Annotated in this window: 21 protein-coding genes; 13 read left to right on the top strand and 8 right to left on the bottom strand. The window is 62.8% G+C overall.

Translation table 11 applies throughout. The features are described 5' to 3' along the window. Position 1 precedes the first annotated feature (1 nt). From ACVJGD_RS37685 to ACVJGD_RS37675, 3 genes are all read right to left on the bottom strand, one after another. Positions 2 to 793 carry an FkbM family methyltransferase gene (locus ACVJGD_RS37685; RefSeq protein ID WP_456638948.1) on the bottom strand — a complete coding sequence of 264 codons (792 nt, stop codon included), beginning with the start codon at positions 791 to 793 and terminating at the stop codon, positions 2 to 4. A gap of 79 nt (positions 794 to 872) precedes the next feature. After that, positions 873 to 2,306, bottom strand: coding sequence for a mannose-1-phosphate guanylyltransferase/mannose-6-phosphate isomerase (locus ACVJGD_RS37680; protein ID WP_456638947.1), 1,434 nt, complete (start codon positions 2,304 to 2,306; stop codon positions 873 to 875). Between the two features lie 40 nt (positions 2,307 to 2,346). Continuing rightward, on the bottom strand, positions 2,347 to 3,108 hold the full coding sequence (locus ACVJGD_RS37675) for a sugar transferase (protein ID WP_456638946.1): 762 nt from the start codon (positions 3,106 to 3,108) through the stop codon (positions 2,347 to 2,349). A 354-nt stretch (positions 3,109 to 3,462) separates the two neighbouring features. Between ACVJGD_RS37675 and ACVJGD_RS37670 the strand changes: the two genes are divergently transcribed. From ACVJGD_RS37670 to ACVJGD_RS37630, 9 genes are all read left to right on the top strand, one after another. After that, complete coding sequence (locus ACVJGD_RS37670; RefSeq protein WP_456638945.1) at positions 3,463 to 3,792, top strand: hypothetical protein; 330 nt, start codon at positions 3,463 to 3,465, stop codon at positions 3,790 to 3,792. Between the two features lie 86 nt (positions 3,793 to 3,878). Further along, positions 3,879 to 4,613: a metallophosphoesterase family protein gene (locus tag ACVJGD_RS37665; RefSeq protein WP_456638944.1), complete on the top strand. Its 735-nt coding sequence runs from the start codon at positions 3,879 to 3,881 to the stop codon at positions 4,611 to 4,613. Between the two features lie 137 nt (positions 4,614 to 4,750). Then, positions 4,751 to 5,344, top strand: a complete 594-nt coding sequence (locus tag ACVJGD_RS37660; RefSeq protein WP_456638943.1) for a polysaccharide biosynthesis/export family protein — start codon at positions 4,751 to 4,753, stop codon at positions 5,342 to 5,344. 301 nt (positions 5,345 to 5,645) lie between these two features. Then, positions 5,646 to 7,073 (top strand): outer membrane beta-barrel protein, encoded by a 1,428-nt coding sequence (locus ACVJGD_RS37655; RefSeq protein WP_456638942.1) that lies wholly within the window; start codon positions 5,646 to 5,648, stop codon positions 7,071 to 7,073. 4 nt (positions 7,074 to 7,077) lie between these two features. Beyond that, positions 7,078 to 9,372 (top strand): polysaccharide biosynthesis tyrosine autokinase, encoded by a 2,295-nt coding sequence (locus tag ACVJGD_RS37650; RefSeq protein WP_456638941.1) that lies wholly within the window; start codon positions 7,078 to 7,080, stop codon positions 9,370 to 9,372. A gap of 80 nt (positions 9,373 to 9,452) precedes the next feature. Next, positions 9,453 to 10,745, top strand: coding sequence for a VpsF family polysaccharide biosynthesis protein (locus tag ACVJGD_RS37645; protein WP_456638940.1), 1,293 nt, complete (start codon positions 9,453 to 9,455; stop codon positions 10,743 to 10,745). A 20-nt stretch (positions 10,746 to 10,765) separates the two neighbouring features. Further along, positions 10,766 to 11,839 carry a glycosyltransferase gene (locus tag ACVJGD_RS37640; protein ID WP_456638939.1) on the top strand — a complete coding sequence of 358 codons (1,074 nt, stop codon included), beginning with the start codon at positions 10,766 to 10,768 and terminating at the stop codon, positions 11,837 to 11,839. 2 nt (positions 11,840 to 11,841) lie between these two features. After that, complete coding sequence (locus tag ACVJGD_RS37635; RefSeq protein ID WP_456638938.1) at positions 11,842 to 14,001, top strand: acyltransferase family protein; 2,160 nt, start codon at positions 11,842 to 11,844, stop codon at positions 13,999 to 14,001. 2 nt (positions 14,002 to 14,003) lie between these two features. Beyond that, on the top strand, positions 14,004 to 15,497 hold the full coding sequence (locus ACVJGD_RS37630) for a lipopolysaccharide biosynthesis protein (RefSeq protein ID WP_456638937.1): 1,494 nt from the start codon (positions 14,004 to 14,006) through the stop codon (positions 15,495 to 15,497). Here ACVJGD_RS37630 and ACVJGD_RS37625 read toward each other — a convergent pair. Then, positions 15,450 to 16,553, bottom strand: a complete 1,104-nt coding sequence (locus ACVJGD_RS37625) for an endo-1,4-beta-xylanase (RefSeq protein WP_456638936.1) — start codon at positions 16,551 to 16,553, stop codon at positions 15,450 to 15,452. The genes ACVJGD_RS37630 and ACVJGD_RS37625 overlap by 48 nt on opposite strands. A 90-nt stretch (positions 16,554 to 16,643) precedes the next feature. Between ACVJGD_RS37625 and ACVJGD_RS37620 the strand changes: the two genes are divergently transcribed. Genes ACVJGD_RS37620 through ACVJGD_RS37610 form a run of 3 tightly spaced genes read left to right on the top strand, consistent with a single transcriptional unit; the run spans position 16,644 to position 20,014 of the window. After that, positions 16,644 to 17,558, top strand: a complete 915-nt coding sequence (locus ACVJGD_RS37620) for a WecB/TagA/CpsF family glycosyltransferase (RefSeq protein WP_456638935.1) — start codon at positions 16,644 to 16,646, stop codon at positions 17,556 to 17,558. Next, positions 17,555 to 18,829: a glycosyltransferase gene (locus tag ACVJGD_RS37615; RefSeq protein WP_456638934.1), complete on the top strand. Its 1,275-nt coding sequence runs from the start codon at positions 17,555 to 17,557 to the stop codon at positions 18,827 to 18,829. Before ACVJGD_RS37620 ends, ACVJGD_RS37615 begins: the two co-directional genes overlap by 4 nt. A gap of 9 nt (positions 18,830 to 18,838) precedes the next feature. After that, the gene (locus tag ACVJGD_RS37610; protein ID WP_456638933.1) at positions 18,839 to 20,014 is read left to right on the top strand and encodes a glycosyltransferase family 4 protein; all 1,176 of its coding nucleotides are present in this window, start codon (positions 18,839 to 18,841) and stop codon (positions 20,012 to 20,014) included. Between the two features lie 431 nt (positions 20,015 to 20,445). Here the strand turns inward: ACVJGD_RS37610 and ACVJGD_RS37605 are convergent, their stop codons facing one another. Beyond that, a complete protein-coding gene (locus ACVJGD_RS37605) occupies positions 20,446 to 21,444 on the bottom strand; it encodes a class I SAM-dependent methyltransferase (RefSeq protein ID WP_456638932.1) in 999 nt (332 codons plus the stop codon). Positions 21,445 to 21,778: 334 nt separating this feature from the next. Continuing rightward, positions 21,779 to 22,255, bottom strand: a complete 477-nt coding sequence (locus ACVJGD_RS37600) for a DUF983 domain-containing protein (protein WP_456638931.1) — start codon at positions 22,253 to 22,255, stop codon at positions 21,779 to 21,781. A gap of 93 nt (positions 22,256 to 22,348) precedes the next feature. Here ACVJGD_RS37600 and ACVJGD_RS37595 point away from each other — a divergent pair, with 93 nt between their 5' ends. Then, a complete protein-coding gene (locus ACVJGD_RS37595; protein WP_456638930.1) occupies positions 22,349 to 23,680 on the top strand; it encodes an aminotransferase-like domain-containing protein in 1,332 nt (443 codons plus the stop codon). A 21-nt stretch (positions 23,681 to 23,701) separates the two neighbouring features. Here ACVJGD_RS37595 and ACVJGD_RS37590 read toward each other — a convergent pair whose 3' ends face one another. Both ACVJGD_RS37590 and ACVJGD_RS37585 read right to left on the bottom strand, forming a co-directional pair. Beyond that, the gene (locus ACVJGD_RS37590; protein ID WP_456638929.1) at positions 23,702 to 24,472 is read right to left on the bottom strand and encodes an ABC transporter ATP-binding protein; all 771 of its coding nucleotides are present in this window, start codon (positions 24,470 to 24,472) and stop codon (positions 23,702 to 23,704) included. Next, positions 24,472 to 25,500 carry a FecCD family ABC transporter permease gene (locus tag ACVJGD_RS37585; protein ID WP_456638928.1) on the bottom strand — a complete coding sequence of 343 codons (1,029 nt, stop codon included), beginning with the start codon at positions 25,498 to 25,500 and terminating at the stop codon, positions 24,472 to 24,474. Before ACVJGD_RS37585 ends, ACVJGD_RS37590 begins: the two co-directional genes overlap by 1 nt. Positions 25,501 to 25,543 lie beyond the last annotated feature (43 nt).

Raw genomic sequence — 25,543 nt, 5'->3', positions numbered from 1 at the left:
ATCATTTGACCAGCATCGATTCGCCGTCGAGATGCTGCGGGAAGAAGAAGAAGTTGTTGATATAGAACCGCCCGTCCGTGCGGCCACCATCCGCCTCGAGCGCCGCCGCATCCTGCAGCTCCGCGACATCGAATTTTTCGACGTCGACCACATCGTCGTCCTTCAGGAATAAACCACGATAGGACCGTTGCCGGAAGAAATCGAACACCGATTCGGTCGCGGCCGGCCGATGGCGATCCTCTGCTTCCACCAGGAACACCGGCTGGCAGCGATCCAGGAGTTCGACGGCACCGTTGAGGACGTTGAGCTCGTGCCCTTCCACGTCAATCTTCACGAACGCGACCTCCTGATGCATTACCGAATCCAGCCGTGCCATCGGCACATGGGCGGCAACGATCGGATCGGCGGAGGCCATCACCCGCCGCTCAAGCGAGGCAAGGCCGTGGACCAGGCCCCTATCGCCGCGCGGAATGAAGAGTTCGGCGTCGCCTTCATGGTCCGACAGCGCGATCTCATGCACGCTGACGTTCGACGCAGACGTCCGCCGTAGCAGGCGCGCCATGTCGTGCGAGGGCTCGAAGGCGTGGACCTCGCGGGAAAGCCGCGCCAGCTTCCGGGTGTAGAGCCCGCAATTGGCGCCGACGTCGACCGTCACCGCATCTTCGGGAACGATCTTGTCGAGATAGGAAAGCTCCCGCTCCGCCGACTTCGGGCGATGCATGAAGTGCCATTGCAGCCAGATCGATGGGAATGCATCCTTCAAGAGATCCTTGGCCTGCTGCTTGGCACCCATGTCCATTCCCTCCGTTATGTGTTGATGTGGATCGGGCGCTCCGGGACGCCGCTTGCCGGATTGGCTTGCGGTCGCCGCGTCACACCCGGTGGTAGATGTCCTGCACCCGGACGATGTCGTCCTCCCCAAGATACGTGCCCGACTGCACCTCGATCAGGTTGAGCGGAACCTTGCCCGGATTCTCCAGGCGATGCATGCAGCCGAGCGGAACGAAGATCGATTCGTTCTCGCGGAGCAGCACCTCCTCGTCATCCCGTGTCACGATCGCGGTGCCGTTCACCACCACCCAATGCTCGGCGCGGTGAAAATGTTTCTGCAGCGACAGCTTGGCGCCCGGGTTGACGGTGATGCGCTTGACCTGGAAGCGGTCGCCGGCGTGGATCGAGGTGTAATAACCCCAGGGACGGTGCACGCTGTGGGTCTGCGTCGCGGCGCGATGGCCATTGGCTTTCAGCCGCTCCACCAATTTGCCGACGTCCTGCGCGCGCTCGCGTTTGGTCACCAGCACCACGTCCGGTGAGGCGGTGATGACGAGATCCTCGACGCCGAGGGCTGCAACCAGCGGGCCGTCTCCTCGCACGTAGCAGCCGGAGGTGTCTTCGGCCACCGCGTCGCCGAGCACGACATTGCCGGAGGCGTCCTTCTCGCCCATCGTCCACAGCGCCGACCAGCTTCCGACATCGCTCCAGTCAAAACTGGCCGGCACCACGACGGCCTTGTCGGTCTTTTCCATCACGGCGTAGTCGACGGAGATGGACGGGCAGGACTCGAACGCCTTTTCTTCCAACCGCAGGAAATCGAGATCGCGCGTCGCGCCGGCCAGCGCCGCGCGGCAGACTTCCAGAATGGCCGGCTCGCGCCGCGACAACTCATCGATGAAAGGTCGTGCAGGCAGCAGGAAGATTCCGCTGTTCCACAAATGATCATTGCCGACGAGCAAGCGCTCCGCAGTCGCAACGTCGGGCTTCTCGACGAAGCCTGCTACTTTGCGGATATCGGGAAGGTCGGCGATGCCATCGCCCATGCGGATATAGCCATATCCGGTCGCAGGCCCGGTCGGCTTGAGGCCGAACAGGACAAATTGTCCGCGGCGCGCCGCCGGAAGCCCGCTCGCGATCGTGGCCCGGAACGCCGCGTGATCGCGCACCCAATGGTCGACCGGCGTCACCAGGATCACCGCGTCAGGATCGACCTCGCTGGCGAGAAGCGCCGCGATCGTCACCGCCGGCGCCGTGTTGCGTCCGAACGGCTCCAGTACCATGGTCGGACTGCCGATGCCAGCCGCGCGCAGTTGCTCGCCGATGGCAAAGCGATGCTCGGCATTGGCGATCACCATCGGATCGGAAAAGAGCGACGGCTCCGTCACGCGGTTCGCCGTCTGCTGCAGCAAGGTCTTCTCGCCAAGCAGCGCGAGCAGTTGCTTCGGCTGGTTCTCGCGCGACAGCGGCCAGAGCCGCGAGCCGGTTCCGCCCGACAAAAGAACTGGGACTATGCGGCCGCGTGGCTGCAGCATCGTGTCGCTCCCCTTTTGGTGATGCTTGTACGTCGGCGGGCTAGAAGCCACTGCCGGACAGGAATTCGCGGCGGACGGTGCGCACGATGATCATGATGTCCATGCGCAAGGACCAGCGCTCGATATAGTCGAGATCGTAATCAATCCGCGAGATCGCGCGGCCGGCCTCAACCGTGCTTCCGCGGCAGCCGCTCACCTGCGCGAGACCCGTGATCCCGGGCCGGGCGCTGTGGCGTTGGAAGTAATACGGCACGAGGTCCTCATAAGGCAGATCGGCGGCCAGCATACCCGGGACATGCGGGCGCGGACCGACCAGCGACATGTCGCCCTTGATGACATTGATCAACTGCGGAATTTCATCGAGGCTCGTCTTGCGCAGGATCTTGCCGATCGCGGTGACCCGGGAGTCGCCCTGCACCGTCTGCTTCACACCGCGCAGGTCACAGGCGTCGGTTCGCATCGAGCGGAATTTGTAGATCTTGAAGCGCCGGTTTCGATAGCCGTAGCGGTATTGGTGAAACAACACCGGCCCCCGCGACGTCAGCTTGATGCCGATGGCGATCGCGGCCAAGAGCGGCGCCAAGAACAAGAGCGCCACGCTCGCAACCACGATATCGAAGATACGCTTTGCGATGGAGGAGCCCGGTTCGGTGCGGACCGAACGGCGTAGGCGCTTTGCGCGATAGGGGCTGTATGCATTGCTGCCAGCATATTCGACCGGCCGCACCGAGATGGTACTCCGCGTGTTGCGGAGCGACCTGATACTGTCCTGGTCGAAGTTGGCTGTGACGATGGCGGCCATTTGCTCTCGCTCTCTCTGTTGAACCCAAAGAGGTCACAAGCGCGACGCACGCGGATCGTCGCTGCCCATCTCGCGGGCACCTTCGCAATTGCGAATTTTCCTGCGTAGCAGAGACGCGCCTCGATCGCGCGGCCGTATAACTCTACGAACTCTTTGAGCGAAATGGGGCAGCAAAACGAAAATGTTGCGCGCGGTTTTGCATCGCGGCATCGTGAAGTTTGTGCAATGCACAGAATCCGTTTTGTTCGGAAGCGCTTAGATTGGACTGCACGCGAATTGCGCTGCGCACTCTTCGGTGCAGCCATGCATTAACGCAGGCCTGGAACCGCGACGGAATCAGATTCGATTCAGGAATTGCAGCACTCGAACATCGAGCGCTTAATCTATGCGATCATTTTTGAAAGATTTCTTTCACGGCATACTAAATGGCTACTCGTACTTTGCCCGATGCGAGCATTTCAATTGATGGTTTTGTCGATGATTGCGGGACGTCAAGACGTGGAAACGGCCTTAATCAAGAAGCCGCTCGTCTCCAGGGAGGCGCCAATGATCGCCGCGCATTTGGATTGCCCTGAACCAAAACGGCTCGATCCAGCGGGCCGCAGATTGAGGAACCGCATCATCCTGGCGAATGTGCTTGCCTGGATTGTGATCATTCTGCTCATCCGAATGATCTTCTTCTAGACTCCACATACTACGGAAAGCGGGGAACGGCTGTCGGGGCGTTGCCGCCGATTGACGTCATGATGGTTCCATGATCGAAGCAATCGATGATGCGGCCGCCAGTTGCATATCCGCAGTTCGTTGCACCTTCGGCTCCCGCAGACACGCGCATCTACGCGGTCGGCGACATTCACGGACGCGCCGACCTGCTCGCCGAGACCATCGCACGTATCGACGACGACATCAGCCGGCGGCCGATCCGCTACGTGCTCGAGATCTATCTCGGCGACTACATCGACCGCGGCCCCGATTCCAAGACCGTGCTCGATCTTTTGGCAGTTCGCCTCGTCAGGAATCGCGCAGTCTGCCTGCGCGGCAATCACGAAGAGCTGCTGCAACACTTTCTTTACGATCCGGCCGTGTTCGCGGACTGGCGTCGGCTCGGCGGCATGCAGACTCTCGCCTCCTATGGCGTGGTCCCGCGCGACATGCCCGTCTCCGAGATCAACCTGCAACGGCGCTTTCTCAGCGCCTTCCCACGCACGCACGCCTTGTTCCTGCAATGCCTGCGCGACAGCTTCACCTGCGGCGACTTCTTCTTTGTCCATGCCGGGGTGCGCCCCAGGGTGCCGATCGAGCAGCAGCATCCGGAGGACCTGCTCTGGATCCGCCAGGAGTTTCTCAATTCGGATGAAGATCACGGCAAATGTGTCGTGCACGGCCACACCCCGGTCCCCCATCCCGACATCAGACACAACCGCATCAATATCGACACCGGCGCCTGGAGAAGCGGAACTCTCACCTGCATCGCGATAGAGGGAACGACGATCCTGGTCCTGTAGGAGACGCAGCCGCCATTAACGTTGCGCGCTCATGGAACCGCATGGACTTGTCGCGGAACCAGCATCCACATTCTTTCGCCTTGTTTGCTTACCTATGATCCGCGCCGTTACTGACAGACTTTCGTGGGGATCTAGTCATGCAGCAACAATCGATCCGTGTCGCCCGCGCGGCGCCACGCAATATTCTATTTGCGTTTGCTTTAGCGAGCATCGCGAGCTTCGCAACTTGCGCATCGGCCCAGACGCAAACCGGCTCGCATGCGTTCTCGACGGGAACCTACGTGCTCGGTCCCAACGACAGAGTGCGTGTGAAGGTCTACGGGGAGCCTGATATCACCGGAGAGTATGAAATCGACGCGAGCGGTCAGGTCTCGGTTCCGCTTGCAGGACGCATGAAGGCGTCCGGCATGACGACGAAGCAGTTGGAACGCGCGATCACATCCGCGCTATCGAAGGATATCGTGCGTGATCCGAAGGTGAACGTCGAAATCGTCGCATACAGGCCTTACTACATTCTCGGCGAGGTCAAGAAGGCCGGCGAGTATCCGTACCGCCTCGGTCTGACGGTGATGGATGCCGTCGCCAGCGCTGGCGGATTCACCTATCGCGCCAACGAATCCAAGGTCTATCTGCGTCGATCGGGCAGTCCAGCAGAAGAGATCTACGCGCTCGATGCACCGATCCTGGTGTTTCCCGGTGACAACATCAGGATCGGCGAGCGCTACTTCTGAATTGCTCGTTCGACGGAGCAGTCTCGTTCGCAAATCACGCGCGTAAACATTTACGTCATACGCGCTGCCATAGTGTCGTCGATTTGCGGTGAGTATTATTTTGCAATGCAGAAAACTTTTTCCTGCGACGCACGTTAATGCGCGGGGAGATGTTCTCTGATTGAACCAGCAATGCTCCGTAGTGCGCGCGTAACAAGTGCAAGGGCTGCCATGTCCATGCGCAGTCCGCGGTGAATTTGTGAGCACGGGTGACCGCGCCTCAGGATTTCACCGCCTCCAGAGTTCCCGCAAGGGATGGATTATGGAACGCACCACTGCATTTGGCTGGTTGAACGCGATTGGAACGAGTGGGTCGCAAACCCGTTCGGTCGTCGCGTTCGGTCGCCGCGGACTGAAGATCGTACCCGCACCGGTGACTGCGATTGTGCTTGGACTCGGATCACCGGCGAATGCGCAGGTGCTCCCCTGGCCAAATGAGGAGGTGGCGCCGCCATGGAACGCGCAACAAATCTTCGAGCCATCCCCGCTGCCCAAGCTGACCGATCCTGACACCCGTGAAGACATCCCGCCGGAGGACACGCCCGTGAAAGGCCGCCTGCAGCCCGGCTATGAGCCTGTGGGCATTCGTTCGGGCTCCTGGATGTTCAATCCGTCGCTGATCACCGGCGGATTCTTTGACAGCAACGTGTTCGCGTCGAATACCGACATCCGGGGTGACGTCGCGGCGGTGGTCGAGCCGTCGCTGCGCGCCCATACCCTATGGGAACGGCACGGCATCGACCTCAAGCTCGATGCCCAGGAGACGGTCTACAAGGAGAACTCCAGCCTCAACCAGACCAATGCCAGCCTGAAGGGCAATGGCTGGATCGACATTGCCCATGACATGGCGCTGCTGGGCAGCTTCCAGGTCGCGCATCTCAACGAGGGCGTCGGCTCGCTGAGTTCGCCCGCCAACGCCATCGCACCGACACCTTATAATTGGTACTCAGGCGATCTGAGCTTTCGCAAGGAATTCAACCGGCTGACCACCTCTGTCGGCTTCCGCACCGATTCCTACGACTACGGCTCGACCGTCGCGCAGAACGGCATGCCCATCAACCAGGACGCCCGCGACGGTCAGATCTACTCGCTGCACAGCCGGATCGACTATGCGTTTTCCGAGACCCTTGGCTGGTTCGGCAGCGCCGAGGGCAATGTGCGCGACCTCCGCGGCCAGCCTCTCCAGCCGCTGAGTTCCCAGGGCTATCGTGCGCTCACCGGCGTCACCCTCGGACTGGCGCGCCTGATCACCGGCGAAATCGGCTTCGGCTATGTGCAGCAACGCTTCGTCGATCCGACCATCGGCACGATCGAAGGCCCGACCTATCGCGCCCGACTGACATGGAGTCCGACGCGGATGATCGACGTTCACTTCAACGCCGAGCAGATCGTCACGGAGACTTCCGTCACGAGTTCGACCGGCGTGCTCGCCAACGCCGTGCAGCTCGGGCTGGACTATGAGTTCCGTCGCAACGTCATCGTTTCGTTCTACGGCGCCTATGAGAGCGACAAATTCTTCGGGCAGCCGCGCAAGGATCAGGTCACCACGTCCGACGCTCGCATCAAATATCTGCTGAATCGTTTCGCCGCGATCGCGGTCTATTACCGCTTCACGTCACGCGAAAGCAACATCTCGACCTTCAGCTACGACAAACACCTGGTGGGATTGAATGTTACAACGCAGTTCTGAGCACTTGGCTCGCCCCCCGGAAGAGACCACTGAACGTGCCGCAGCCCGCTGGCAGGCTCCGACCGTCGATCTGCGCGAGATGGGGCGCATCCTGCGCCGCCGCTACAAGCTTGCCATCCTGCCCGCTGTCGTACTGGTCGCGCTCGGACTAACCTACTGTCTGCTGGCCACCACGTTATATACGTCGACCGCGACCGTGCTGGTCGATCCGCGCCGTGCCGCAGCCGTCGAGACGAACAGCCAGACCGCGCTTTCGAACTACGGCACCGACGATGCAACCATCGAAAGCCAGGCATTGCTGATCCAGTCGGTCGCGATCCTGGATCGGGTGGTCCGCAGGCTGAAGCTGACGCAAGACCCGGAATTCATCCCGACACCGGGCCTCCTTGATCCGATCAAGCGGCTGTTCGCCTCGGCCGCTCCCGAAGGTGCCGCGGATCCGCAAGACGCCGCGCGCGCGCGTTCGATCGAAATCCTGCAGAAGCGCATGAAGGTGACACGGCAAGGCACGACCTTCCTCGTCGACATCAATGTCAGCTCGGAGTCGCCCTCAAAGGCCGCCATTATCGCCAACGCGGTCGCGGACGCCTATTTCGAGGACCAGGTCCGCGCCAAGAATGACGCAACCCGCATCGCCGCGAACTGGCTCAGCGGCCAGATCAACGATCTCAAGTCGAGGGTCGTCGCCTCCGAGAAGGCGGTCGAGGATTTCCGATCCGCCAACAATCTGACAGTCTCGCAGGGCGTGACCGTCAACGACCAGCAGATTACCGATCTCAACAACAAGCTGATCGCGGCGCGGGTGCAGACGGCGGAGTCGCGCGCCAAATATGACCAGGTGCAGCAGATCGCCAAGTCCGGTGGTGACCCCGGCGGCATCAATGCGGCGATTTCGTCGGACATGATCACGAAGTTGCGTACGCAATATGCCGACATCGCCAAGAACGAGGCCGATCTCTCCAGCAAATACGGCTCGCGGCATCCGCTCGTCACCAATGTGCGCGCGCAGCTCAAGGACACCCAGCGGCTGATCAACGAGGAAATCAAGCGTATCCTCGAGAGCACCAAGCACGACTACGACGTGGCGCTCTCCCGCGAAAACTCGCTGAGCCAGAGCCTGGAGCAGTTGCAGAACGTATCCAATACGTCCAGCCAGGCCCAGGTGCGCCTGCACGAGTTGCAGCGTGAGGCCGAAGCCAACCGCACTCTCTATGAATCCTATCTGGCGCGCTCGAAGGAAGCGACGTCGCAGGAAAGCCTGGAACTGCCGGACTCGCGGGTGGTGACCAAGGCCAGCGTTCCGATCCGTCCCTCCTCGCCGAAGACCATGCTGATCCTGGGTCTTGCCGGGATGCTCGGCCTCGGCCTCGGCAGCGTGCTGGCCTTCGGCGCCGACTATCTCGACGGCCGGATCAAGACGCTGGAGCAGGCGGAATCAATATCGGGCGTGCCGGCACTGGCTGCCGTGCCGTTGATCAACACCAGGGAACTTGCGGGGCTGGCGCGGCGACGCGGACGCAGCGAGCTCGAAAATCACGATCCAAGAACGGTCAAGCTGTTGCCGGCCGCCTTGCAGCCGCCTCTGATGCGCTATGCGATCGATGAGCCCGCTACATTTTTCGCCGAGGCGATTCGCTCGGTACGCTTGGCGCTGCAACGGACCATGCGGATGCAGCCGGTCAGGGTCGTGCTCGTCACTTCTGCCCTGGACAGCGAAGGCAAGACCACGCTCGCCGGCAATCTCGCGCAGTCGCTGGCGACGTTGGGTATCCGGACGCTTCTGATCGACGGTGATCTCCGCAACCCGCAACTCACCCGCTCGCTCTGCCCGCGCGCCGACATTGGACTGCTGGACGTGGCCCTCGGCCGCGCGGCCATCGAAGAGGCTATCCTGACCGACGAAAGCACCGGCCTATCCGTGCTGCCGTCGACCGCGGTCAAGCAGGCCGAGATCATCACCGAACTGATGTTCTCCGACCGCATCGTCGATGTGCTCGATCATCTGCGCCATCGCTACGAACTGATCATCGTCGACTCGCCGCCGCTGGTACCGCTGGTTGACGGCCGCGCGCTGGCGGAGCTTGCGGACCGCATCATCCTGGCGCTGGCCTGGGATCAGACCCCACGCGAGGTCTTGACCCACACCATCGACCTGCTGTCGCCGGTCGCCGACCGCATTCTCGGCACCGTGCTGACCCGCGTCGATCTCAGCCGTCTGCAGTTCTACGACTACTACCGCAGCTCCGCCTATCTCAAGCCATACGGAACCGCGAGCCTCAGCCCCGGAGCGGCGCGGTGAACATGCCCGGCTTGGCGAGGCAACCTTTAAGCCTGCCCGGCGCGGCGGCGCGTGCGCCGGGCGCAACGCGGACGCGCGGGATGACATTCGACACGTTCGTCGAATGGCTGGCGACGGGCTTTCTCGTGCTCGCGGTCCTCGCGATGTTCATGCTCTCGGCCGGCATGCTCACCAACGTGAAGATCCACTATCTGACGGCTGGCGGCAACTTCTACGAGAAGCTGCATCCGGCGACGTACTTTACCTTCCTCGCCTTTTTCCTGCTGCTGATGCGCAGCCGCGGACCCATCGGCGAGATCGACCGGATGTTCTCGCAGTCGAAGCTTCTGCTGTTCTATCTGGCATGCTGGGCGTTCCTCCTGGTGCAGATGTTCGTACTGGAACGGCCGTTCACGGTGATCTTCGACACGTTCCTGACGCCGGTCGTGTTGTGCCTCGCGATCTGGCAGCTCTCGCCGTTGCAACGACGACCGCTGGCGTGGGCGATCCATGTCACGATTCTGATCAATATTGTGGTCGGCTACTATGAGTATTTCTCAGGTCACCGCCTGATTCCGCTGACAATGGGCGACATCGTCGTGCTCGGCGAATGGCGCTCGTCGGCCTTTCTCGGCCATCCGCTCACGGCATCCGGCGTGGTCGCCGGCTATGTGCTGGCCTTGCTGCTGCGCCCGGCGCTCTGCCCTCCGATTCTGATACGGGTGCCGCTGATCGCCTTCAGCCTGGCCTCGCTGATGGCGTTCGGCGGCCGGACCGCGCTGGTGACGGTGCTGATCGTGATGGGACTGCTTGTCGCCTTCCAGATGCTGCAGATGCTGCGGGGCAAGCGCATCCCGCTCTCGGCGGCGATCCTCGCCATCTGCCTTCTGTTTGTAGCGGGCGCAGTCGGATTTGCGGCATTCGATCTCGGTATCTTCGACAAGATGCTACTGCGCTTCTCCTCCGACAAGGGCAGCACGCTGGCGCGTTATGCCACCTTCCACCTGCTGTCGTATTTCGACTGGCAAGAGCTGCTCCTCGGCCCCAATCCGGTGCGGGTGACTTCCCTGCAGACCCAGCTCGGCCTCGACTATGGCATCGAGAATTTCTGGATATCTTGCATCGCGCAGTTCGGCGTCATCCACACCGTTGCGCTGACAGTTGGGCTCGTTTGCCTTTTCACCGAGATCATCAGGCGCGCCGACCGTGGCGTCTGGCCGATGCTGCTGCTGATGTTGACGATCGCTGCAAGCTCGGTGAGCTTCTCGTCCAAGAACATCCAGCTTGCGCAGTTCATCGTCCTGATCACCGTGCTGCTGCCGCGCGAGGGATATCGGCGGACATCCGCTCCGCCACCCGTCGCCCAGCGCCGCTACCGGCCTGTTCACGCGTAAATCTGGCGTCAGGACATCGTATGGACATCTACGTCGACAACACCCATCTCGGACGTCACGTCACCGGGCTCGAGCGCATCACGCTCGAACTGTTTTCCGCATCCGCGCTCGCTCCGCTCAACGTGGTGCCGGTCACTGCGCGCGGCACGCGCCAGATGGTGACGACGCAGACCTTTGGCTTGCCTATGCGGCTTGCGACGTCATCGGCGATGCTGCTCTGCCCCGGCTTTCCGCCCAGCCCGCTCTTGCTGCCGTTCGCCTCGCGCGTGCTGCCCTACATCCATGACGATTTCCTGGTGACGCGGCCTGCCGAGCTCAACGCCCGCGCCCGACTTTATATGGCGCGTCCCTTCAAGCTGGCGCTGCGGCACTATCCCCGCTTCCTCGCCAATTCCAACGATACACGGCGCCGGATCGCCGCCCATACCCGATCCGATGCCGAGATCACGCTGTACCGTCCCTCCGTGCGCAACGTGTTCGGCCTGCAGTCGAACAAACGCGCCGGCCGCGCGACCGCGCCGCGACCGCTGCGGCTGGTCGCGCTCGGCACGGTCGAGCCGCGCAAGAATTTCAAGGCAGCCGCCGCGCTCGTTGAAGCGCTGCGCGGACGGGGTTTTGCCGATGCCGCGCTGGATATTGTCGGCCGGCGCGGCTGGGGCGACGACTGGCAAGCGCTGGAATCCACGCCAGGCGTCACACTGCACGATTATCAGCCGACCGAACGCGTCAGGGAACTGCTTGATGCGGCCGACCTGTTCGTCTGCACGTCGCATGACGAAGGGCTCGGCCTGCCCTTGCTCGAGGCGCAGTATGCCGGGCTGCCGATCGCAGCGCCCGATGCACCGATCTTCCGCGAGGTGCTCGACGCATCCGGCATCTTCATCAATCCCGCCGAGCCGGCCGCCGCCGCAGCTCAGATCGCCGCCGCGCTGTCGATCCAGAACTGGCGCGCGCGCTATGTGGCGCTCGCTGAACAGAATCTTGATCGCTGGAACGCGCTCGCCCACGGCGACCGCGAAGCGGTGATCGACCTGATCTCGCGCCTTGCTGCCCACCCCCTCACCTCCGGCCAGTTCAACCCGAAGCGGATCTAAACTTGCACAAGACCACCAATGCGATGCGGCACCTCGACAGCCTGCGGATCATCGCCGCATGCGCCGTGGTGGTCCTGCACTATTCCGATTACTTCAAGGAGCTATCGCTCGGGCGCTTGATGGTCGACCATCTCTGGCATTTCAACCTGTTCGTCGACCTGTTCTTCGTGGTTTCCGGCTTCGTCATCGCCCGTCAATATTTTGACGACGTCGGTGACGGTCCCGCAATCGGACGCTTCCTCTGGCGGCGCATCGCCCGCATCTATCCGCTGCACCTCGTCACGCTGGCATTCTATATTGGTATCGCCCTCGCACTTTCGTTTGGCATGGCGCACACGGACAATCCCGCGCGCTATGCGTTCTCCGATCTTCCGGCGCAGTTCCTGTTGCTGCATGCTTTCGTCGGTGAGCGGTTGACGTTCAACTTCCCGAGTTGGTCGTTGTCGGCGGAAATGTTCTGCTATCTGCTGTTTCCGCTGATCGTTGCGCTTACATCGCGGCGCAAAACATTGATCATCGGGCTCGTGGCGCTGTCTGCGCTTGCCAACAGCGTGTGGGCCGCGACCATGGAAACCCTGCCATGGTCCGAGTGGATCAACGAAGGCGGCGCCTTCCGCGCGGTGCCGGCGTTCAGCCTCGGCATTGCCTGTTCCCTCTACCGCGACCAAATCGCGCGCTGGCCCGCAACGCGCGGCACGCTGATCTTGACGCTCGGCGCGTTCATCCTGTTCGGCTCGTGGCTGACGCCGATGGCTGCGCTGGTGACGGTGTACGTGATCGCCGTACTCGCGATCCAACTCGACTGCAGCGGCCGCGATACGTTGTTATCGATGCTCAAGCTCGATCGCTTCGCACCGCTGACATACTCGAGCTATATGCTGCATATGCCCATCGCGACCGTCATCATCACCTTGGATTCGCGTCTGGTGCTCTTCGCATCCCCGGAGGCCAAACTCATCCTGGCGCCCGTGTCGGTCATCGTCCTTGGCGTCGCCAGTGTGCTCTCCTACCGATACTTCGAGACGCCGTCGCGGCGCTATCTGACAGACCTGTATGATCGCCGCTTCGCCCCGGCCGGTGGCAGTACCGATCTCGCAGCGGGAGATCGCCTGATGACGCTGGCTGCATCGGCACAGGCAGACGTCGTTCACGCCCGCTCGGATGCGCGGGCGACGAGCCGCGACGCGGTGATCGACACTATGCGGGGCGTTGCCATCCTGATGGTGATCGGGATCCATTCGCTGCCGCAGCCGCTCGATCTCGCCTGGACCAAGGCGATCGATGCGGCGCTGCGGCCCTGCGTACCCGTATTCCTGTTCGCGTCCGGCTACCTGACCGCGCGCGCCGGACGCGTACCGCTGTTCAAGCGGCTGAAAGCGGCGGTGATCCCCTATGCCATCGCCTTCGTTGCCGCCTACCTTTACATGGCGCTCCATAATCCGGCGATGGATCATCGCGCGACCACGTTGGTGGCACGTTTCGGCCTCGCTTACGTCTTCGTCTATTATTACGTCTTCGTCTATGTCGGCTGCACCATCGTGCTGTGGCTGATCTATGCGACCGCCGGTTCCAATACGGGGGACACAGAGCAGCGGACGACGATCCTGCTGGCGCTTTCGATCGGTTTCGGGCTTGTCGCTGGAAGCTACCTCGATCCCCTGCTGTTCCATCTCGGCTTTGCCGAGTCCTTCGTCGATGAAGCCCGGATGCGCGATATCCCGTTCTGGTTCTCGTTCATGGCAGTCGGCGCTCTGACGGCAACCTTCGCAGGCGCGACCGCGCGGAACATGCGCGCGATCTTTGTTACCGCCATGCTGTTCGCCTATTTGTTGTACCTGGCGGTCCGGCTATCCGGGATCGGCGATGCCGCGGTCTACGACTCGACGGCCTTCTTTCTCTACGCGGCACTGTTCAGCCTTGCGCTGCTCGCGTTGCAGCCGAGCGCCGCTTGGCTCGCGAGCCTTGGCTCGGGCAGCTATTTCATCTATCTCTGGCACATCTTCATCGTGATGCTGTTGCGCGACCATGCCGGATTGCGCCAGTTCGGCCCGGCTGCCAGTTTTGCCGTCACCTTCGGATTGACAGCCATTGTCAGCATCGCTGCCCTCGGCGCGGTCAGGCAGTTCTCCCCCGCGCGCGTTGCTCGCTGGCTTGGAGCGTAACGATGCTGCTGCGCCACACCCTGCTCTATCTTCCTGCGCAGTTCGTCGGGCCGCTGTTCCAGCTCATCGCGATGATCGTGTGGACCCATGTGGTCAACGATCACACGCTGGGCATCATCACACTGGTCACGGCCACGCACGAATTCCTGCAGATCGCCTTCCTTGCCTGGTGGTCGCAATACGCACTGCGCTTCTCGGGCCGCTACCGGGATGGCGACGCACCGCGCTTCTACCGCACCGAAAATGTCGTGCTGTTGACGTCGGTCCTGCTGCAGAGCCTCGTCGTCGTTGTCGTGCTGCGCCTCGTCATTTCCCCCGACGCGCACTTCGGCATGCTGCTTGCGGCCATTGCTTACGTGGTCACACGTTCGCTCAACCTCTATATCGGCGAGCGCGCCCGCGCCCATCAGCAGATCTGGGTCTACACGATCCAGCAGGTGGTCGGGCCCGCGGTCGGCTTCGCCGTGGGCCTTGTGATGATCAAACTGTTCGGCCAATCCGCCGAATGGCCGCTGGCCGGCTACGCCATCGCGCAACTCGCGGCCGCGCTGGTCGTGCTGCCGAAGATCGCCCACGGCCGCCGCCTTTGGCCGATCGATCGCGAGATCGTCGTGCACGCATTGCACTACGGCGTTCCCCTCATCATCGGCGGCGGACTTGGCTGGGTCGGCCTCAATGCCTCGCGCTTCATCATCAACGAGATGCAGGGTGTGGCCGCCGCCGGCCTGTTCGCCGTCGGTTACGGGCTCGGACAACGCGCCGCCGCGGTTGCCGCCATGCTGGTGACGGCCGCCGCCTTTCCGCTCGCGGTCAAGAGCATGGAACAAAGCGGCAGCAAAGCGGCGATGCGGCAGCTTGCCGACAACACCGCACTTCTGGTCGCGATCCTCGCGCCAAGCTTGACCGGCATCTTCATGCTGCGGTTCGAGATCGTGCATCTTCTGATCGCCGCGCCTTTTCAGCAGGCAACGCTAAGCGTGCTGCCGCTCGCGACGCTCGCCGGCGCGATCCGCAACCTTCGTGCCCATTTCGGCGACCAGGTCTTCCTGCTGCACAATCGTACGCGATGGATGATGGCGATCTCCGCCATCGATGCCACGATGACGGTGATCCTCAGCGTGGTGTGCCTGCGCTACTGGGGACTTGCCGGCGCGGCCGGCGCCACAGTGCTGGCCGCAACTGCCGCGGCTGCCACGAGTTTCAGCATCGGCTTCTCGCTGTTCGGGCTGACCCTGCCGTTTGCGCATCTCGCGCGCATCGCGGTGGCGACCGTCGCGATGGCGGCGCTGCTGCGCGAGTTCCCGGAAGCGGGAAACACCGTCATGCTCGCCGCTCATATCGCAGCCGGTGCGGCGGTCTATCTGACGATGCTGGCGCTGCTGTACGCGCCTTCATTGCTCAGGATGTTGCCGGGCCGGCCCGCAACATTCCGGCGCATGACGGTTCTGTTACGCCTTCTTTGCATTCTCGAACGCGCGCGCGATCGCGAACCATAGCGGCTTCCGCTGCATCGATGAATCATAGGGCAGCGGGCGCGGCAGACGTTGCGCCAGCGGATCCTTCTTCTTGGCCGCATCCGTGTAAAAGGAGTAATTGTCCGACAGCTCCCAGGCGATCACCATCTTGACCGCCGGTACCCGCAACACGTTGGTGAGGAATTTCTCGCCGGTCTCGGCGATCATCGCGTCGCGGGTGGCGATATCGTCCGGGAACGTGTCGTCGCGCACGTCGAACTCGGTGATGTAGATGTCCACGCCGCGCGATGCGAGTTGGTGCAGGAACTCGGCAAACCGCCCCGGATCATGCGGATAGCGCGGCTGCAGATGCCCCTGCAGGCCGACGGCCGCGAGTGGCACGCCGGCCTGCTTCAATTCATCGACAAGCTGCAACAAGCCGCGGCGCACGATAAGCCCTACCTCGTCATCGCGCTCGGTCTGCGCCTCGTTGAGAACAAATTTGGTTTTCTTGTCGACCATGGCTGCGCGTTCGTAAGCGCGGCGGATGTAGCCGGTTCCGCCGAATGCGTCGTACCACGGGCCGAGCCTGTAGCCGCCGGGCGCTTTATGGCCCGGCCAGAACGGTTCGTTGACGACATCCCATGAATGCAGCTTGCCGACATAGCGGCTGACCACTTCTTCTATGTAGGAATCGAAGAATGCCTGGCGCTCCGCGTTGCTCATGTTCTTGATCCACTGTGGAACCCAATCGTTCCAGATCAAACAGTGACCGCGCATAGGAATGCGGTTGCTCGCACAAAATTGCAGCAGACGATCCGCGCTCTCGAAGCGTTTGGGGCCAGGTTGTGGCGCGATCGTGCCCATTTTCATCGCAACGTCGGTTGTGATGATGCGCGTCTGCGTCGTGTAGAGCTCGCGATAGGCAAGATCCTTGTCGATGACGGGGCCAGCGGCAGCTCCAAAGGCGAGCCCATGTTGTGCAGCGATTGCGCCGAGACTCTGGCTTTGCGTCGGCGCAGCGCTTGAAACTGCTGCACGCACGGCGACGCTTGTTCCTGCGAGAATGGCGAGTGCACTTCGTCGCGACATCTGCATGGCTGCTCTCCATCAAGTGAATGCATTCGCTACGCTGAATCATTTCTGCACAGCGGCATCGCCATCGTTGCGACGCAATAGTTCTATTTCGTGACGCTGCTCGTCGAAGAAGAGTCTTCGAGATGCGAGTTCCCTTCTCGCACAAGCATTGAGCATGCCGACGACACGTCAGCGCGCGCCTCGGCTTTCTGTCACCTGGAGATCGACATGCCGGAAATACAGACGCAGCCCGCGACATCCAATCTCAATGTGGATGGCATCTCCATCAACATCGGCTCACTTCCCGAAGCTGTGAACTCAATCGTATCGGCTGCGCAACAAGGCGAGAACTTCAGCGTGTGCACGTTGAATCTCGACCACGTCGTTCAACTGCAACATCGGCCCGACTTTCGGGCGGCTTATCGCCGCGCCAAATTTGTGACGGCCGACGGGTTCCCGATCGTGGTGCTGTCGCGTTTGCTTGGTACGCACATCGAGCGGACCACTGGTGCCGATCTCGTGGAACCGCTCTGCGAGGAAGCGCAGAAGAAAGGCCTTCCCGTGTTCCTGCTCGGATCGAATGACGCGACGTTGAAGGCCACCGCGCAACGTTTGGCGGAACGGTTCCGCGGCCTGCAAGTTGTGGGATGGTACGCGCCAGGCCCCAACTTCGATCCTTATTCCGTCGAGGCCGACCATGCGATCGAACTGATCCGCGAGTCCGGTGCAAGACTCTGCTTTGTCGCGCTCGGAGCGCCACGCCAGGAAGTATTTGCCGCCCGCTGTCTCGACGAGCTCGATGGCACCGGCGTGCTGTGTATCGGCGCCGCGCTCGATTTCATCGCCGGTACGCAGAAGCGCGCGCCGTCGGTTACCCAGAAGGCCGGACTCGAATGGGCCTGGCGCATGCTGAACAACCCAAGCCGGCTCGGACCGCGCTATGCGCGTTGCATGGCCGCCGTTCCGGGGCTCGTTGCGCGAACCCTGCCCCAGATCATCAACGCACGAATCCGGAAGACCGCATGACCTCGACCGTGACACTGGCGCTGCGCGCCCGCAATGCAAGCCGCGTTCGGCCTCGCTATCAGATCTGCCTGATCCATCCGTTCGACCCGCGCGGCCAGAAGGTCGGCGGGCTCGAGACCTATATCCGCGACTTCATCACCTTCCATCCCGACAACACCGACATCCTGTTCGTCGGCGTGGATTCGATCGGTGACCTCGCGCTCGGCGAAGTGCACCGGGTCACTTTCCGCGGCCGCACCTTCGATTTCCTTCCGATCCTGCGCTACAGCGACGCCCAGGCGCGTGAAGCCGCGCGTACCATTCGTTCTTCACTAACAGGTCAGTTCTTCGTGGCGCTGCTGCGTCATTTCGGCCAGATCGCACGACTGGTACGGACGCGGCGGTGCTCGATCGACCTGCGTCGGGTCGAGTTCTCCTGGCTGCCGGCGATACTGCGCCTTCCCTTCGTGCAGATGCTGCATGGCGAGGGCGCGCCGAAACTGCAGATGGATTCGCTGCTCCGGAAATATTCGTTCGTACACAATACCGGCGAACGGTTCGCGGTGACGATGAGCGAGAAATTCCTCTGCGTTAATCCGTTCATCACCGAGCGGATGCAGAAGACCTATCCGCGCAGCAAGGAGAAGATCGATACGCTGTGGACCTGGGTCAACACCGACATCTTCCAGCCGCAGCCGTTCCCGGAACGCATCTCGCCATTCCAGATCGTGTTCGCCGGCAGGCTCGACGAATTCAAGGACCCGCCGCTGATGTTCCGCACCATCGAGCGATTGCGGCAGCGGCTGAACGGCGCGATCCGCTTTCACTATATCGGCACCAGCGATCCGCATCGCTTCAGCGAGTTCGCCGCGATCGAGGACATCACCATTCGCCACGGCTTCAAGGATGCCATGGGCATGGCGAAGACGTTGGCGGAGGCGCATGCGGGCATCCTCACCTCCGAATTCGAGGGCATGCCGCGCTGCGTGCTGGAAACGCTCGCGGTCGGCCGTCCCGTGGTCGCGATGCATCTGCCGCAGCTCGAGTCCGTCATCCATGATGGCCAGAGCGGCTATCTGGTGATGCGCGATGGCAGCCGCGACGACATGGCGGAGATCCTCGCACAGCGCTTCATCGAAATCCGCGACGCCATCGACGGTGGCAAGATCACGCCCGAGCAGGTCGCCGATGCGATCAGGGATTTCACGCCGGCCACACAACTGGCGCGCGTCTACCGCTACCATCAGGAAATTCAGGACGCCCGCGGCTTCGCTGCCGCCACGGCCTCTTGAGGCGTCGACGTGGACATCCTGCTGCTGACCAGTGAGTTTGCTCCCGCCATGGGCGGGATCGGCACCTATGCGGCAGAGATCGCCGCCGCCGCCGCGCGGCTCGGCGCGCGCATCACCCTGGTGGCGCCGGACTACGGACAGGACAACACAGGCCGCGATCGCACACTGCCGTTCGAAGTAGTCCGCTTTCCCGGCGGCCTGCATTCGATGAAGGACCTGCCGGCGAAAATGCTGCTGGCCCGCAACAAGGTGCGCGACCGTCGCTACGACGTGATCCATGCGGCCGATTGGCCGTTCTTCATTCCCGTCGCATTGTCGCGCTGGCAGACGAAGGCGCGCGTGCTGATGACGGTGCACGGCACCGAGATCAACGAGACCCAGACGCCATTGAAGCGGATGGCGATCCGCAGCGCCGGCGTGTTCGGAGCGCGGACCGAGATCGTCGCCAACAGCCGCTACACCCGGGATTTGTTCTGCGAACGGTTTTCGGTCGACGCAAGCCAGATCAGCGCAATCAGTCTCGGCGTTTCGGACTTCTGGTTCGGAGACCGACGAGATCGCGCGGACATCCGCGCCGGCCTTGGACTGGCGCCAGAGCGTCTGGTGATGGTCACGGTCGCGCGGATCACCCACCGCAAGGGACATCATCTGACGCTCGCGGCACTGGCGCGTCTCCCCGAGCGGCTACGCCAGCGCATCACCTGGCTCGTGATCGGCCCGAATGGCGAGGCCGACTATGTCAACGACCTCCAGCGCCTGATCGACACGGCGAATTGCGATGTCCGCCTGCTCGGCCCGCTGCCGAACGAAGAGATCCGCGACATCTACGGTGCGGCTGACCTGTTTTGCCTGACGGGACTTCCGGATTCCTCCGGACGGGTCGAAGGATTTGGATTGGTGTATCTCGAGGCGGGCGCCGGCGGCGTGCCGAGCGTTGCGACGGCTGTCGGCGGCGTTCCCGACGCGGTGCTGCCGGATCAAAGCGGCATCCTCGTTCCGCCCGATATCGATCGCATCTCTGCGGCGATCGCCGCCTTCGCCGACAATGACGAATTGCGCGCGACCCTTGCCGCGGGCGCGCTGGCTCATGCGCGCGTACTATCCTGGGAACGGTGCGCGGCGGCGACCTATGGACTGTCTCGGAAAGAGCGGCCTGCGCCGCAGGCCGAGGTCGTGACGGCATGAAACGGCTCGCCGCCGCCGCGATCCTGCTTGTGCTCGCCACCGGCGCCGCGCGCGCCGACGCCGACAATTGCCGCCGAAGCCGCGAATACCTGTTGGGCAGCCTCGGCGGCGATCTGAAGTTGCCGCCCCAATCCTACAACGATCTGTTCAAGATCTGCCTGGCGGCGAGCAACATGACGAATGTGAAGGACGCCTATATCCTAAGGGACGGCGGCATCGCAGTCGTTCCCAAGCAGGACACCATCCCCGCGACGGCGTCGACACTGTCGCAATTCTGCGACGCCTATCCGAGCGCAACGCTGCGCTTCCTCACGAGCAAGGAGATACTGGCGATAAAATCCATCGTCGGCATCGTGCAGCTTTCCTCGACCTCTGCGACGCCTTGCAAGAAGATCAAAAAGGCCTCACCTGAAGACCGGCGAGGCCTGTCGTCATTTCTGCGCGTCGTAATATCGCGGCATGACGTGCGGATCGAGCGGTCGCTCTGCCCGGCGCCCGAGGAAGAAGAAGCCGCTCGCCGCGTCCGATCCGGCGCGGCCGCGCGTCAACGGATCGAGCAGGCGGATCCAGAAGAACGGCAGCGCGACCAGGCGCGACAGCTTGTCGCCGGCGCCGAGCGCACGGGCGAAATAGCGGATCGACCACACCAGCGCAACGCCTGCGCCACCGACGCGACCCGCGTGGATTTCCGAGAACTGCTTGAACAGCCAGCGGTGGCCGCTCCGCGTGAAGCGCGAGAAATCATAGCCGCGCTCATGCACCTGTTGCATGAACGGCGTTTCGGCATAAACGAGGCCCCTGCGCCGCAGCACGCGGTGAATCTCGCTGACGACGGCGCTGGGCTCCAGGACATGCTCGAGCACGGCCTGAACCCAGACGCCGTCAAACACGCCGTCCTCGAACGGCAGCCGGTGCGCGTCGGCCACCAGCAGCGTGTAGGGCGAGGCGTAGACGTCCGTTCCGATCAACTCGAGGGAGTCGTCCGTGTAGAGTTCGTCGGCGCCATCGCCAACCGCACCTCCGCCGATGACGAGCACGACCGGCCGTTCGGATTCCTGCTTCAGGAGTTCGATGAAGCGCGCACAGTTCGATTGTGCCACCTGATTGCCGCCGAAGGTGAGTTGGTGGAGACGCGAGCTGATCGAGCGGCGCGACACGTCGCGATGAAAGATCGAGCCATTGCCGCCGCGATACATTCCGCGCTCGAAGACGCTGGTAGCGAAATCAATCAGGACGGGCTGGTCCTCGACGATCGGAAATCCGCTTCCGAAGTATTCGCACGTTGCATTAGAACAGAACGGTCGCGCGTCGATCTCGCGCAGCGGCGCCGCACAGCGGGGACAACGAACCGTGCGCCGCCACCAGTCGGTCTGCGCCCACGTGTCCAATCGGTCGGTGACGGAAGAATCCAATGAGGCCCCTTCGTTCAAGCGGCGTTCCTGGGTTCCGCCCTAGGAACTATATCTCGATTTTTTGATGCAAATTGCGGCGCCTGTGCGACGCAACAAGCCAACGCGTGCGGGGCAAGATGGTTCTGTCTGGTGGGACGGAGAGACCTGCTTTCAACGAGCCGCAACACGCCCGCCGCAGGTCACGCCACGCATCGACGTGAGCCCGCGCTTCCAAGCGTGAGAATGAATCTTCAAGTTGTCAGCACGATGGCTGCGCCGATCGTCATCACGATCTTGATCGCGGCTCATTGTGTGAGGGTGGCTCACGGAACTTCCCTGCTCGGACAGCCGGTCCAAGCAGAGTCAGATAAAGTCAGGTAAGTGCGTGACTCTTCAGCGACGTATTGTTGGCGGACTGGGTGGACTTCGTGGAACTGGCCGACCTCCGGTTCTTCGATTTCGCGAAGTCATGCATTCCCGTTTGCCACTGCAGGCCGACGATCGCGCCTTTCGTCGGCTGAAGCAGCGCCAGCGATGAGAACAGCGTCAAGGGCAGCCATATCGCGAGTTGCAGCCACGCCGGAGGCGCATAAGCCATCTCGACGGCGAGCAGTGCCGGTACGATCACATGCCCGACAACGACGATGACGAGATAGGCAGGGAAGTCATCGGCCCGCTGCGGCGTGTAGTCCTCGCCGCAGACTTCGCAGTGATCCACGACCTTCAGGAAGCGGCGGAAGAGATGACCCTTCCCGCAATTGGGGCATCGCATGGTGAAGCCGCGCCATGCGGCTTGGGCAAGCGAAACTGGCTGTGTCATGGCTGAATTCCTTGACCTGAGGGTATCCATACAGTACGAGAATGTATGGATACAATCAAAGACAAATAGGCCTATTGTATGGATTGGGTCCCTACACTTTCCGAATGGCAAGGCCCCCTGTTCATGCGCATCGTCGATGCGCTGGCCGCCGACATCGAGGGCGGTCGGCTTGTTCGCGGACAAAGGCTGCCGACGCACCGCGCGCTCGCGACCGAACTCGGCATCGATCTCACCACCGTCACCCGCGCCTATGGCGAAGCGCGTCGACGCGGGCTGCTGGACGCCAGGGTCGGTCAGGGAACGTTCGTCTCGGAGACGACGGTGCGCTCGCCCTCGCATGGTCCCTCCCAAGTCACGATCGACCTCTCGATGAACCTTCCGCCGCAGCCGGTGGAAGCCAATCTGGATCTTCGGATCGCGCAGGGGTTGGACACCATTCGCAGAGAAAGCGGCTTCAGCGCATTCCTGACCTATTCAAGACCGGGCGGCAGCGATCTCGAGCTTGAGACGGCAGCAAACTGGCTGCGCCATCGCGTGCCGGATGCGAATGCCGAGCGCCTCGTGATCTTTCCGGGATCGCAGGCCATCGTGTTCAATGCGCTTCTCGCCCTGACCTCGCCCGGTGATGTGGTTCTGACCGAGGCACTCACCTATCCGGGCCTGAAGACGGCGGGCGCGCGATTGGGCGTTCGCCTGATCGGCCTGCCGATGGACGAGCAAGGCGTGCGACCCGATGCGCTCAAGGATGCGTGCCGCAAGCACAAGCCGATGGCTGTCTATCTGGTGCCGACGCAGCAGAACCCGACGACCGCGACCGCAGGGCCGGCGCGCCGCAAGGCCATTGCCGAAATCATCCGCAATGCGGGGACGTTCCTGATCGAGGACGACGCCTATGGTCTGCTGGAGCCGTCGGCTTCCCCGATCGCAAACCTGATCCCCGAGCGGACCTATTTCGCCGCCAGCATGTCGAAATGCATCGCGCCGGGACTGCGCGTCGCCTATCTGCTGGCGCCCGATTCCACCGGGGCGCAGACCCTGCGCAGCGGATTGCAGGCGACGATGCAGATGTCGCCACAGCTGATGGTCGCGCTGGTCACCCACTGGATCCGAACCGGTATCGCCGACGAGATCATCGAGGCGGTGCGCAACGAGGCCAAGGGGCGACAGCAACTGGCAACCCGTACCCTGAAGGGCATCGCTTTCGCATCGCGTCCCACGAGCCATCACCTCTGGCTGGAGATACCGCCATCCTGGAATCGGATGGACCTGCTTTCGCACCTGCTGCGGCACGGGCTTGCCGTCGTCGGTGAAGATGCGTTCGCCGTCATCGACAAACCGCCGCGCGGGATCCGCGTCTCCCTTGGCGCGGCGCGCAATCGTGCCGATGTCAGCCAGGCGATGCAGGTGCTCGCCGCAGCCATGAAATTGTCTGTCATGGCGACGCAGATCGTCTGAGGCGCGGGCAGCGCATGAGCGTCAATCAACCTGAATGTGGATGCCGCCACGCGCCGTCTCTTCCACGATGGCCTCGATGCCATAGACGTCCTTGAGCATCGCCGCCGTGATGACCGATCGCGGCGCGCCGTGCGCATAGAGGCGCCCCTGCGTCATCACCATGACGGCGTCAGCCCATGACGCGGCGGCCTGCAGATCGTGCAGCACGATCACGACGATCGCACCCGCTTGCGCCGCCGCGCGGACGTTGCCGATCACCTGGCGCTGATGGCGCAGATCGAGCGCGCTGGTCGGTTCATCGAGCAGCAGCAACCGTGGCTGCCTGACCAAGGCTTGAGCAAGGCTCGCCAATTGACGCTGTCCGCCGGAAAGGATGTCGAACGGTTGCAAGGCGAGATCGAGAATCTGCAGACGATCCAGCGCTTCCAACGCCTGCCGCTGTGCGTCTTCATCCGTCGCAGCCGATGGTGTCGGCGATGCCCGCAGCGACGTGATTACCGCCTCCAGCACCGTGAGCGATAGCCGCTGCGGCACGAACTGCGGCATGAAAGCCATCAGACGCGCCCGTTCATTCGCCGTCGCCTCCAACAGGTTCCGGCCATCGAGCCGCACGTCACCGCTCGCCGGCACGAGGCCCGCCAGCACACGCAACAGCGTCGTCTTGCCTGCGCCGTTCGGACCGACGAGCGCGGTGATCCTGCCGGCTTCGATCGGCGGCAAGGAAATGCCCACCAGCACCTCGCGGCCATGATAGCCGGCATGGAGACCCTGAATGTCGAGCGTACGCGACATCAGATCGCGCGCCGCCGGCTGAAGATCAGCGAGAAGAACACCGGGAGGCCGACCATCGCGGTGACGACGCCGATCGGGATCAGGACGCCGGGCATGACGGTCTTGCTCGCGACCGAGGCGAGCGACATGATGATGACGCCGGTCAACGCACTCGCCGGCAGCAGCAGGCGATGATCCTCGCCGAGCGTGAGCCGGGCGATGTGCGGCCCGGCGAGCCCGACGAAGCCGATGGTTCCGACGAATGCGATGGCCGTGGCGGTCATCACGCTGACGCGCAGCAGCGCTGCCAGGCGCAACCGGGAGACATTGATGCCAAGGCTGCGCGCACGATCTTCGCCGAGCCGCAACGCCATCATCGACCAGGCCGCCCGCTGCGCAAAAGGCAATGTCGCAAGGATCGCGACGAGCAGCACCTGCACCTTGTCCCAGCTCGCCCGCGAGAGGCTTCCCATGGTCCAGAACACGAGCTGTTGCAGCGCCTGCTGGCTGGCCAGGAACTGCGTCAATGCGACCAGCGCGTTGAAGGTGAAGAACAGCGCAATGCCGCAGAGCACCAGGATGTCGGTGCCGGAGCCGCGCCAGCGCACCACCGCTTGCAGCACCAGCACGACCAACAACGAGAACACGAAAGCGTTCGCGGAGATCAGCCAGGTCTGCGGCACGCCGGGAATGCCGATGCCGAGCACGATGGCCAAGGCCGCGCCGAACGACGCCGACGATGATACGCCGAGCGTGAACGGGCTCGCCAGCGGATTGCCGAGAATCGTCTGCATCTCGGCCCCTGCAGTGGCGAGCGCGATGCCGACCAGCACCGCCAGCAGCGCCTGCGGCAGGCGCACTTCCCAGAGGATCGCAGCTTCCGCCGCCGACAGCGCACCGGGCTGCAGCATCCCGCTGACGATATCTCCGAGCCCGAGCCGAGACGGACCGATACCGAGATCGGCAACGAACGCCGCGGTGGCGATCACGAACATTACGAGCAGCCACGCAAACCTGCGCCGCATCAGCGCCCGGTATGCGGCAGCCATTCGCGCCAGTGCGGCCTCCCGCCCTTCCTCGTCGGACGCCGTC

The organism is Bradyrhizobium sp. USDA 10063, from assembly GCF_054063735.1.
This window is presented reverse-complemented; position numbering and strand designations above follow the sequence as displayed.

Excerpts from the sequence above, each read along its gene's own strand:
- ACVJGD_RS37645 (WP_456638940.1), top strand. The coding sequence starts at position 9,453 with ATGACATTCGACACGTTCGTCGAATGGCTGGCGACGGGCTTTCTCGTG.
- ACVJGD_RS37655 (WP_456638942.1), top strand. The coding sequence starts at position 5,646 with ATGGAACGCACCACTGCATTTGGCTGGTTGAACGCGATTGGAACGAGT.
- ACVJGD_RS37590 (WP_456638929.1), bottom strand. The coding sequence starts at position 24,472 with ATGTCGCGTACGCTCGACATTCAGGGTCTCCATGCCGGCTATCATGGC.
- ACVJGD_RS37585 (WP_456638928.1), bottom strand. The coding sequence starts at position 25,500 with ATGGCTGCCGCATACCGGGCGCTGATGCGGCGCAGGTTTGCGTGGCTG.
- ACVJGD_RS37600 (WP_456638931.1), bottom strand. The coding sequence starts at position 22,255 with ATGGATACCCTCAGGTCAAGGAATTCAGCCATGACACAGCCAGTTTCG.
- ACVJGD_RS37640 (WP_456638939.1), top strand. The coding sequence starts at position 10,766 with ATGGACATCTACGTCGACAACACCCATCTCGGACGTCACGTCACCGGG.
- ACVJGD_RS37685 (WP_456638948.1), bottom strand. The coding sequence starts at position 793 with ATGGGTGCCAAGCAGCAGGCCAAGGATCTCTTGAAGGATGCATTCCCA.
- ACVJGD_RS37595 (WP_456638930.1), top strand. The coding sequence starts at position 22,349 with ATGCGCATCGTCGATGCGCTGGCCGCCGACATCGAGGGCGGTCGGCTT.
- ACVJGD_RS37625 (WP_456638936.1), bottom strand. The coding sequence starts at position 16,553 with ATGCAGATGTCGCGACGAAGTGCACTCGCCATTCTCGCAGGAACAAGC.
- ACVJGD_RS37615 (WP_456638934.1), top strand. The coding sequence starts at position 17,555 with ATGACCTCGACCGTGACACTGGCGCTGCGCGCCCGCAATGCAAGCCGC.
- ACVJGD_RS37660 (WP_456638943.1), top strand. The coding sequence starts at position 4,751 with ATGCAGCAACAATCGATCCGTGTCGCCCGCGCGGCGCCACGCAATATT.
- ACVJGD_RS37630 (WP_456638937.1), top strand. The coding sequence starts at position 14,004 with ATGCTGCTGCGCCACACCCTGCTCTATCTTCCTGCGCAGTTCGTCGGG.
- ACVJGD_RS37680 (WP_456638947.1), bottom strand. The coding sequence starts at position 2,306 with ATGCTGCAGCCACGCGGCCGCATAGTCCCAGTTCTTTTGTCGGGCGGA.
- ACVJGD_RS37675 (WP_456638946.1), bottom strand. The coding sequence starts at position 3,108 with ATGGCCGCCATCGTCACAGCCAACTTCGACCAGGACAGTATCAGGTCG.
- ACVJGD_RS37665 (WP_456638944.1), top strand. The coding sequence starts at position 3,879 with ATGATGCGGCCGCCAGTTGCATATCCGCAGTTCGTTGCACCTTCGGCT.